This window comes from Mycobacterium sp. (assembly GCF_965229265.1).
In the GTDB taxonomy this organism is placed as follows: Bacteria; Actinomycetota; Actinomycetes; order Mycobacteriales; family Mycobacteriaceae; genus Mycobacterium.
Genome location: NZ_CBDDIY010000001.1, coordinates 1 through 8515, shown reverse-complemented (window position 1 = coordinate 8515; position 8515 = coordinate 1). Strand labels below are relative to the sequence as shown.

General features: G+C 67.9%; 8 protein-coding genes and 1 pseudogene. 8 read left to right on the top strand and 1 reads right to left on the bottom strand.

Annotation, left to right across the window (positions count from 1 at the left end):
- Nucleotides 1–105 precede the first annotated feature (105 nt).
- From ADBZ9K_RS00045 to ADBZ9K_RS00010, 8 genes are all read left to right on the top strand, one after another.
- On the top strand, nucleotides 106–423 hold the full coding sequence (locus tag ADBZ9K_RS00045; RefSeq protein ID WP_526617661.1) for a hypothetical protein: 318 nt from the start codon (nucleotides 106–108) through the stop codon (nucleotides 421–423).
- Nucleotides 424–669: 246 nt separating this feature from the next.
- Nucleotides 670–1191 (top strand): hypothetical protein, encoded by a 522-nt coding sequence (locus tag ADBZ9K_RS00040; RefSeq protein WP_526617660.1) that lies wholly within the window; start codon nucleotides 670–672, stop codon nucleotides 1189–1191.
- Nucleotides 1192–1208: 17 nt separating this feature from the next.
- Entirely contained in the window at nucleotides 1209–2222 is a 1014-nt protein-coding gene (locus ADBZ9K_RS00035) for a hypothetical protein (protein ID WP_526617659.1), read from the top strand.
- On the top strand, nucleotides 2219–2515 hold the full coding sequence (locus ADBZ9K_RS00030; protein ID WP_526617657.1) for a glycosyl transferase family 39: 297 nt from the start codon (nucleotides 2219–2221) through the stop codon (nucleotides 2513–2515). The genes ADBZ9K_RS00035 and ADBZ9K_RS00030 overlap by 4 nt, the downstream gene beginning before the upstream one ends.
- 6 nt (nucleotides 2516–2521) lie before the next feature.
- Entirely contained in the window at nucleotides 2522–5410 is a 2889-nt protein-coding gene (locus ADBZ9K_RS00025) for an ATP-binding protein (protein WP_526617656.1), read from the top strand.
- Nucleotides 5410–7476: a hypothetical protein gene (locus tag ADBZ9K_RS00020; protein ID WP_526617655.1), complete on the top strand. Its 2067-nt coding sequence runs from the start codon at nucleotides 5410–5412 to the stop codon at nucleotides 7474–7476. Before ADBZ9K_RS00025 ends, ADBZ9K_RS00020 begins: the two co-directional genes overlap by 1 nt.
- On the top strand, nucleotides 7473–7739 hold the full coding sequence (locus ADBZ9K_RS00015) for a hypothetical protein (protein ID WP_526617654.1): 267 nt from the start codon (nucleotides 7473–7475) through the stop codon (nucleotides 7737–7739). Before ADBZ9K_RS00020 ends, ADBZ9K_RS00015 begins: the two co-directional genes overlap by 4 nt.
- Nucleotides 7736–8023 (top strand): hypothetical protein, encoded by a 288-nt coding sequence (locus ADBZ9K_RS00010; protein ID WP_526617653.1) that lies wholly within the window; start codon nucleotides 7736–7738, stop codon nucleotides 8021–8023. Before ADBZ9K_RS00015 ends, ADBZ9K_RS00010 begins: the two co-directional genes overlap by 4 nt.
- An 8-nt stretch (nucleotides 8024–8031) precedes the next feature.
- Here ADBZ9K_RS00010 and ADBZ9K_RS00005 read toward each other — a convergent pair.
- A pseudogene (locus ADBZ9K_RS00005) lies at nucleotides 8032–8515 on the bottom strand (hypothetical protein); the annotation flags it as partial.

Genomic DNA, 8515 nt, shown 5'->3' with positions numbered 1-8515 from the left:
CGACCGTGACCCGGACCCCGAGATGCCGGCCGAGCCCCGTGCCGCGGTAGCGCCCTGGGCCGACCTGAACCCGACCACGGCGAGTTCGACGAACCCGGTGCGCCTGTGTGGTCGACCGGCGACGGGGGCGACCTGGCGGCCCCGGAAGATGAGCAGTACGACATCGACGAGCCGGAGATGGACTACGCGCACGGCGACGGCTACAGCCGCGACGACGCCTATCCCGGCGGCAGTTACGACGACGATCCGAGCCCGAGTATGGCGGTGATTACGGACCCATCGACGCTGATGGGCACCCGACCGCCGACCTGCCCCCGTTCGGCGGTGAGGACACCGGCGATGAGGACGACGAAACACCCTCGGCCCCGGCGCGATTCAGCAAGCCGGTGGTCGTGGGATTCCTTGGCGCTGTCGGTGTGGTGACGATCGGTGTGGCGGCCGCTATGGTCGGCATGCAGTCCAGTTCGACCGAGCCGGCTCCCTCGGCCGCACCGGCCTCGTCGGTCAGGGCCGTGCCCGCTGCACCGCCACCACCGGCGGCGGCACCCATCAACGACCCGTCGCAGGACGTTCCGATCCCATTCCAGGCGTCCTCCCCCTGCCCGCAGGCGGGCTCCGGTTCGGCGCAGAACGTGGCCAGCGACGATCCCACCAGGGCGTGGGGTGTGCATGCGCGACTCCGACGGCCAGGTCATGACCCTCGATCTCGGCAAGCCGATGAAGGTCACCGCCATCGAACTCACCCCCGGATGGGTGGGCACCGACGCCAGCGGCGCCGACCAGTGGATGGCTCACCGCGTCGTCACCCGCGTGCAATGGATTCTCATCAACGGCGCCGACCGCACCGTGGTCACCCAGGACACCAAGAACGCCCACGGGCCCGTTCCGCAGGCGATGCCGTCCAACGGGCCCGACCAAGGCGTGCTGGCCTCCCAGATCCAGATGGTGATCCTGCAGACGTCGCGGCCCCCGGCCGATAACCCCGTTGCGGGGTCCCCCACGCCGGGGGCAGACCCGGCCAACGGCGGCGGCATCCTGCCGGGCATCCTCGGCGCCCCGCTCGACGGCGCGCAGCCCAGCACCGCACCGAGTCAAGACCCCAACTTCGGCACCCCCGAAACCGGCTCCGATCCGGTCGACAACACCGTCGCGATCTCCTCGATCAAGATCCTCGGCCACCCCCCGCTGTGAGAAAGGCCCACCCCACCATGTCGTCTACACCTGCTCTGCTGACCAACACCTGGCGCCGCCGCCTCGACACCAGCGGCTCAGCAGTCCGAAATGTCCTGACCGTCATCGCTTTTGCCGCCTGCACCATGGTCGCGATCAACACCATTTGGGGCTGGCTCACCGACGAGCCGATCGACATCGACGGCCCGGCCCGCGCAGCGGTCAACCGCACCGACTACATCGGCGGATACGCGGTTAACTGCGTACGCCTGCTGTTGACCGTCACCGAAGCGCAACGCTCAGCGCTGAACACCTGCTGGGCGCCCGATGACCTGCGCTCCCTGCCCACCACGCCGCCGGTCGTGGTCGACTCCACGACCATCGCCAAGATTGTGCGGACCGCCGCCTACGACGACGTCGAACAATGGCAGGTCGTGGTGCGGGTCAACCAGCGCGCCTACACCAGCGCTACCCCCGAAACCACACTGCGCCAGATCAATGTGCTCATCAGCAGCTATGGCCTGCGTGCCTCGGGACTGCTGGCCACCATCAATGACACCGGCAGCGGCGCCACCCTGCCGCTGAACTACTCAGCCTCCCTGCCGGTCGGGGCACCTGATGACAAGGGCCGCAACCGCCCCACCGGAAATCCCGTCTCCGACACCGTGACCGGCTTCCTGAACAGCTACCTGACCCCGGTCGGTGGGTTGGAACGCTACGTCAGCACCGACTCGGGCATCACCGCGGTGAACACCAGCCAGCGTGCGCTGATGACCGCGCTGGTGGCCACCCGCATGGTCGACGCCGGCCAGCAGCCCCCTGAGGGCACCACCGTCCAGGTGTTGGCCACTGTCAACGAGCTGACCAACCGATACGCACCGCAGACCGAGCAATACCCGCTCACTCTGACGCTGCGCTCGGGCAGCCTGGACGGTCACCCGCATCGATCCCGGCCCCCTGCTCAACGGGGATGCCCAACTGACGCCCGTGGCACCCAGCCCCGGCCAACCCGCCCGATAACCCCCACCACAGAAAAGGAATTCACATCATGACCGCACTCACCGAGGCCACCGCCGACACCCGCATCCTGGCGGTCGCCGACCTCGTCCAGGGCAGCCAAGGTCTCTACACCATGGGCGTGGCCATCCTGGCCATCCTGTTCCTCATCGCCGGCGGCGCGCGCGGCCTGGCTGCCTTCGGCGGCGGCCGTATCGGTTCAGCGATCGGCTGGGTTGCCGCCGGCATCATCTGCGCCGTCGTCATCGGCAGCGCCTACGCCATCTACGTCTCCACCAAGCAGAGCGTTGACCGGCACACCGGCGTCACCTCCGGACAGTTCGGATAACCCAACATGACAGACACCGCGCAACTATTCACCGGTGTGCACGACACCCCCGTGTACACCAACGTCCTGTTCGACAAGCCGCTGCGGATCTGGGTGGCCGTTCCCGTCGTCGTGGGAACGGTCACCACCATCCTGCTGGCCGTGCTCAACCTGTCCTCCGGGCACGCGCTGGCCATCCTGCTGCTCGGGGCGCTGATCACCGCCGCGCTCACCGGACTCGGGGCGCTGGTCCCCCGGACCAGGCCCAGCCTCCCGTTTCGGCTCAAAGCACTCAAGGCGTCGGTCCGCCCTACCGCCTCCACAAGCGCCGACACTGCGATCCTGGCGCGCCCCAACCTGATTGACAACCTGTGGTTCGGCGCCGACGGATCGGTGTACGCAGGCTTTCTGCTCTCCGGGCTGCCCTACCATCTGCAATCGATCCGGCGAAAGACCGGTGTGGCCGACCTGCACATGCTGCTCGGACGGGAGCTGCCTGCCGACAGTTGGCTTTACGGCCTCGGAGTCGCCCAGGACCAACGCCAACTGCTGCGCGCCATGGTGCACGGCTACCGCGATCGCACCGACTGGCTGGCCAGCTGCGCCCAGGTCGCCGAGCAGCTCGCCGAGCAGGCCCCCAAGACCCGGCTGTACTGGCTGATGGTGCCCGTCGACGCCGGCCGCGCCGGTCACAACGTCGTCGGGTCGGCTACCAAGCTCAAAGACTGGTTCGCCGGCCGGGACAAGGAGTCTGACTCCTCGCTGCGCGCCTACGCCGAACTGGCCTATGACATCGCCAACTCACTTCCCCCGGAGTTCGCGCCGATGCCCGTCACCCCGGCCATGTCCGACTGGTTCTGGCGGCACAACACCTGGCTGGGCACCTACACAGAACCGCTGCCGCGTCGACGCCACACCGGCAGCATCGACGCCGACCAGCTGCCCGCCGCGGCGTTCGACGAAGGCGATCAGCTCAACCGCCCACGCCGGCCCAGCATCTTCAACGCCCTACCGTCGTGGAAAAAGTACATGCGCGTCTCGACCACAGACGACGCGGTGGCGATCGCGGACAGCTACCAGGCGATCCTGCCCGTGGTCGACGCGCCAGAAGGCGGGATCGTGTTCCCGGGATCGGAATTCCTCTCCGCGCTCGACGATCTGGACACCGGTGCCGTGTTCGATTTCGCGATCAACCTCACCGCCCGTCCGCGTGAACTGGAATTCCGCCGCAACGACCGGGCCCGCGGCAACATCGACGACCAGTACGACCACCGCGGCGACGTGCGCAACGGCTACACCGAGCTGCACGCCACCGAACGCAAGATCGCCGAATACAACCGCCTGTTGTCCGCCAACATCGACGAACAACCCCTCTCGGCAGCCTTTTTCGTCCACGTCGGAGCCGCCGACGCGCGCACCCTCGACCACAGCATCAAACGGCTGCGCGAGGAAATGACCCAATCCGGCCAAATCGTCATCCGCCACTACCGCGGCGTCCACACCCGCCTGTGGTCGGTGTTCAACCCCGGTGTCCCCCAACACAAGAGCGGCGCTGACCAATTCAGTCATGCCACCACCGCCAGCAAGTGGTCACGCTTCGTCCCGCTGACCTCCTCCCAGCTCGGTAACGCCACCGGCATGCTCCTGGGCTTCAACAAGAGCAACGCCAACAACAGCGCCGTGCTCCTGGACCTGCCCGGCACCGCGCGCCGCAACCACAACCCCTGCCTGATCTGCGCCGGGGCCCCCGGCTACGGAAAGTCCTACACCGCCAAGCGCATCGTCAAAGCCGAACTGCAGCGCGGCGCCCAAGCGTTCATCGTCGAACCCGACGAATACGGAGAATGGGCAACAGCATTGGCCGACGTCCCCAACAAAGCAGTCATCGACATGGCCGGCGGTGACTTCGGCTGCGACGCCCTGCGCATCTTCCCCGAACGAGTCGCCGGGTCCTACTGGCTGGACTACATGATCCCCATGCTGGGACTCGACGTCCGCAGCGTCGCGGTCGGACGCCTGCGCACCCTGCTCACCCCGGCCGCGCGACACGCCTTGGGCATCAGCAGCACCGCATCGCTCATGCGCTACATCCGCGATATCCAAGCCCCCACCGGCGAAGCGGACACCCGCTCAACACAAGTCCGACAACTGGCTGACGACCTGCGCCCCGTGCTGCTCGCGCTGGAATCCTGGGCCACCTACGAATTCACCCGCGCCATCTTCGACGACACCCTGCCCATCCCCGACCTCGCCGCCCTCGACGTCACGATCTGGCAGACCGGCAGCCTCGACCTACCCGACGCCGAAGAGATGGCCAACCCGCACCTGTACGCCGCCCTCAGCGACCGCCAGCGTGCCTCCATCGCCATCTACGGCATGCTGGTGCGCCTCGCGCGGGTCAGTTTCTTCAACAACACCAAGCGCTTTGGGCTCCTGGTCCTCGAAGAAGCGGGCCCGCTGCTCAACTCGCGAACCGGAGCCCGCGACGCACACCTGATCAGCCGTCGCGCCCGCAAGCACTACACCGGGATGCTCATCATCACCCAGAACCCGATCAAGGACCTGGCGCTGATGGGCGACGAGTTCATCACCCAGCAGATCATCGTGCCGTTCGAAAAAGAAGGCATTGCCCGCGCCGTGGCATCCAGTGTCGGTCTGCCGCTGGATGAGTACCCCGAGTTCCACGATTTCTTCCTCGCCAAGGCAGCCACAGACCAGATGCGCGACCCCACCGCCTTCGACGACGACCTCGACGGTACCGGCCGCACGAGCGGCGGCCACGGGCGCGGCGAGCTGGAAGGACGCGCCTTCTTCATCGACGAATTTCGCCGCCTCGGCGCAATCCAGGTGGCACGTGAACCCGACGAGGCCGCTCACCGCGCCTTCGACACCACACCCGACCAAGGGGCCGCCTGATGACCACCGCAGTCCTGCCCGCGCGTCCGCTGCGCGACATCGCCGCCGAGCGTCTCGGCTATGAGCTGGCCCTGCACCCTCGCCTGCGCCGCGTCCTGATCTTCGTCCTGGCCACGCACACCCTGGCACTGTGGGCGCTGGCCACCGCTCCCCGGGCCACCGCAGCGACCATGGCCGCCGCGCTGAACTGGACCGGCATCACCGACACCTACGGCGTGCCGATCGGCGCGTACTTCCTGTCCACCGTCGACACCATGGAAGCGCTCACCGAAGGTGGCCCCGACGTCAGCGTGGTCGACCCCGGCTCCTGGGTGAAGTGGGGCACTCACGCGCTGACCACCGGCCTCACCCACGAAACCGTCGCCAGCTGGGTCCAGGCCCAAGCGTCCTGCTACATCTTCCTCATGGCCGCGGTGCTGTGGCTGCTGAAATTCGCCATGTCGAGCACCTGGATGACCTGGCTGGCCACTTGGTTCAAACCCATCCTGGAAGCGCTGCGGCAGTTGCTCGTCGAGCTGCACGTCTTCCCGATCTGCCTGGCCCTGGGCATCGGAGTCGGCGCTTTCCACATCCTCTGGCACGGGCGCCGCGGCCACGGGGCAGCCATCATCTTGTCCGCCTTCGCCATCGGCATGCTCGGCCTGTGGCTCACCCGCGATCCCCTGGGCGAACTCACCGGCAATGACGGACTGATCAACCAAGCTCGCACCCTGGGATTTAGCGTCGCCCAAGCGGCCACCAACAACGGGCCCATCGCCGGCGGCGGTGCCACCGGCCAGCTCAATCACCTCACCAGCGTCCTGGCCGACGCTCTGTTGCGTGCGCCGCTGCAGATCTGGAACTTCGGCACCACGGTCGACTCGATCGGCAGCTGCGGCAACGCCTGGTCGAGCGCCATCATGAGCGGAGTACGCGACGCCCCCGCCCACGCCATGTCCTCCTGCGGCGCGCCCCAAGCGCTGCACTACGCCCAGAGCATCGACGGCAGTGTCTTCGCCCTCGGGATCGGATTTTGCGTTCTGGGACTGGTTTTCGCGGTCTTCGTCACCTACGTGACCTACAGCTACATCATGGTGTGCGGTGCCGCCCTGCTCAACGCGGTCATGGCTATCTTCGCCGTGGGCCCGGCGATGATCCACGGCGCTCCGCGCCGCGGTGCCCGTCGCCGCCTCGAACAGTTCTTTCGCCATGCCTTCCTGGTGTTCGTCTACGTGCTCTACACCTGCGTGGCCGCCCTGCTCATCCTCAAAACCGTTGCCCCCGGCGGGCTGGCCTCCCAGGTCGGCATGACCAGCCCCGTGGCCATGCTCGTCTTGGTGGCGCTGTGGTCGGCGGTGGCCACCGGCGTCTTCTGGTGGTTGAAAAAAGAGATCCTGCATGACCACACCCGCCAGGACCTCGTTCACACCGTGCAGCAAGCCATCCACCTCGGCAAGAGCGGATACCAACGCGGACAGGACAAAATGACCCAGGGGCGCGATCTGGCGGACAAAGCGCGCGAACGGTTTTCGCGCTCCTCCGGCGGCGACGACGACTCCGCGTCCAGCACAACATTCACCCAACCTCCCGTGCCGGGACGGCCGCCGGCGGGGAGGACACGGGTGGGCGGCGCCGGGCGCAGACCAGGAGGACCCACCGCGCCTCCCACCACCGCCATGGGTCAGCGCTCAACCGCCGCGGCGTCGGCCACGCGGGCCGGTGCCGGCACGGCAACGAGCGCGTCCGGAGCTGCCGGTGCCGCAGAGGCCGGCGCAGCAGTGCTGGCCCCCGAAGTGGCCATCCCCGCTGCGATCGCCGTCGGCGCAGCTTCCAAGGCCAGGGGTGGCGGTGGCCACCGCCAGTCGTCGACCCCCGCACACGCACCCAGCGACAACAGAGGCCGGGAACGGGGCTCTGCACCCGCACCGGCACCGGCAGTTCCGTCCGCTCGTCAGTCCGGACTGCCGTCGTCGGCCAAGCCCGCCTCCGGGCCCGCGGCCGGCGATCCGGCCGGGACGGCCCGCCCGACGCGGCCGATGCCCCCGCAGGAGGCCCCGCAGCCCGTACCGGGGCGCAACCGATCATGACCGTTGTTCACGCCGCCGCCTTGTCCACCAGCACGGTGCTGGCTTCCGCGCGAAGCGACCTGCACAGCGCCGTTCAAGCCGACGACCAGCACCGCCGCCAGCAGTACGCGCTGTCAGCACGCGACAACGCTGCAGCGGTCCTCCTGGAGCCCACGAGCACGCCGCTCGAGCTGGACTACGCCAGGTGGTACTTCGACGACGCTCACGCCCTGATCACTGAACAAGCGGTGACACAGTCGGAGTCATCTGGGGAGCCGTCATGAGCGATTCGCCCACCCCGCCTGTCGCGGTAATCGGACAGCACGTGTGTGGTGCGCAGAGCTGCGACACCGCCATCCCCGCCGAGAGTTTCCTGTGTGAGGACCACACCAAACTGTTGCCGGCGCCGCTTCGCTGCGCCGTTCGTGACTCCTACACCCCTGGCCAGCTTCCCAGCGCCAACCCGTATCTCCGTGCAGCTGTCGATGCCCTAGCGCACAAAGAGAAGCGCGCCGCGCCACGGACCGGCCTTCGGAAAGCCGTTCAGCTCACCCTCTTCGAGGTGTAAGACCCGTTCTAACGCTGGCTTCTGAGAACGTGGACGCGATCCTTGGGCACCAGCGGCGCATCGCGCGGCCCACGCTCATGCTCGACGACATAGACCGGCTTGCGCTGTGACCAACCCGGACCGCACGCTTGCTGTCGCCAAAACGGCGCGACCGGCCACCGGTGCGTCCGCGTATCACTGCCCGAGCGCCGTCCACGGTGCGCGTTTTCTGGGTTGGCCGAGCGAGGGCGCAACTCCACCAGAGTTACCGTCGACGGCGGCCGCGGCCGGCGGGTGTCCGACGCTGCGTCAGGAGCGCTCTCGACGATGTCGGGGTCGGGTTCGTCAGGGCTGGCTTCCGCCTGGTCGGACGGCGCGGAGTCGATCACGCGCAGAGTCGACACGTTGGTCTGGCTCATCAGGAGCCACGCTGCTCCCACGATGCTGACGAACGGTCGAGCGGCCGGGTCGCCGGTAGCTTCGTGCGTGCGCGGCTGGGCCGGATTCAGCAGG

Excerpts from the sequence above, each read along its gene's own strand:
- ADBZ9K_RS00010 (WP_526617653.1), top strand. The coding sequence starts at position 7,736 with ATGAGCGATTCGCCCACCCCGCCTGTCGCGGTAATCGGACAGCACGTG.
- ADBZ9K_RS00040 (WP_526617660.1), top strand. The coding sequence starts at position 670 with ATGCGCGACTCCGACGGCCAGGTCATGACCCTCGATCTCGGCAAGCCG.
- ADBZ9K_RS00030 (WP_526617657.1), top strand. The coding sequence starts at position 2,219 with ATGACCGCACTCACCGAGGCCACCGCCGACACCCGCATCCTGGCGGTC.
- ADBZ9K_RS00025 (WP_526617656.1), top strand. The coding sequence starts at position 2,522 with ATGACAGACACCGCGCAACTATTCACCGGTGTGCACGACACCCCCGTG.
- ADBZ9K_RS00020 (WP_526617655.1), top strand. The coding sequence starts at position 5,410 with ATGACCACCGCAGTCCTGCCCGCGCGTCCGCTGCGCGACATCGCCGCC.
- ADBZ9K_RS00015 (WP_526617654.1), top strand. The coding sequence starts at position 7,473 with ATGACCGTTGTTCACGCCGCCGCCTTGTCCACCAGCACGGTGCTGGCT.
- ADBZ9K_RS00035 (WP_526617659.1), top strand. The coding sequence starts at position 1,209 with ATGTCGTCTACACCTGCTCTGCTGACCAACACCTGGCGCCGCCGCCTC.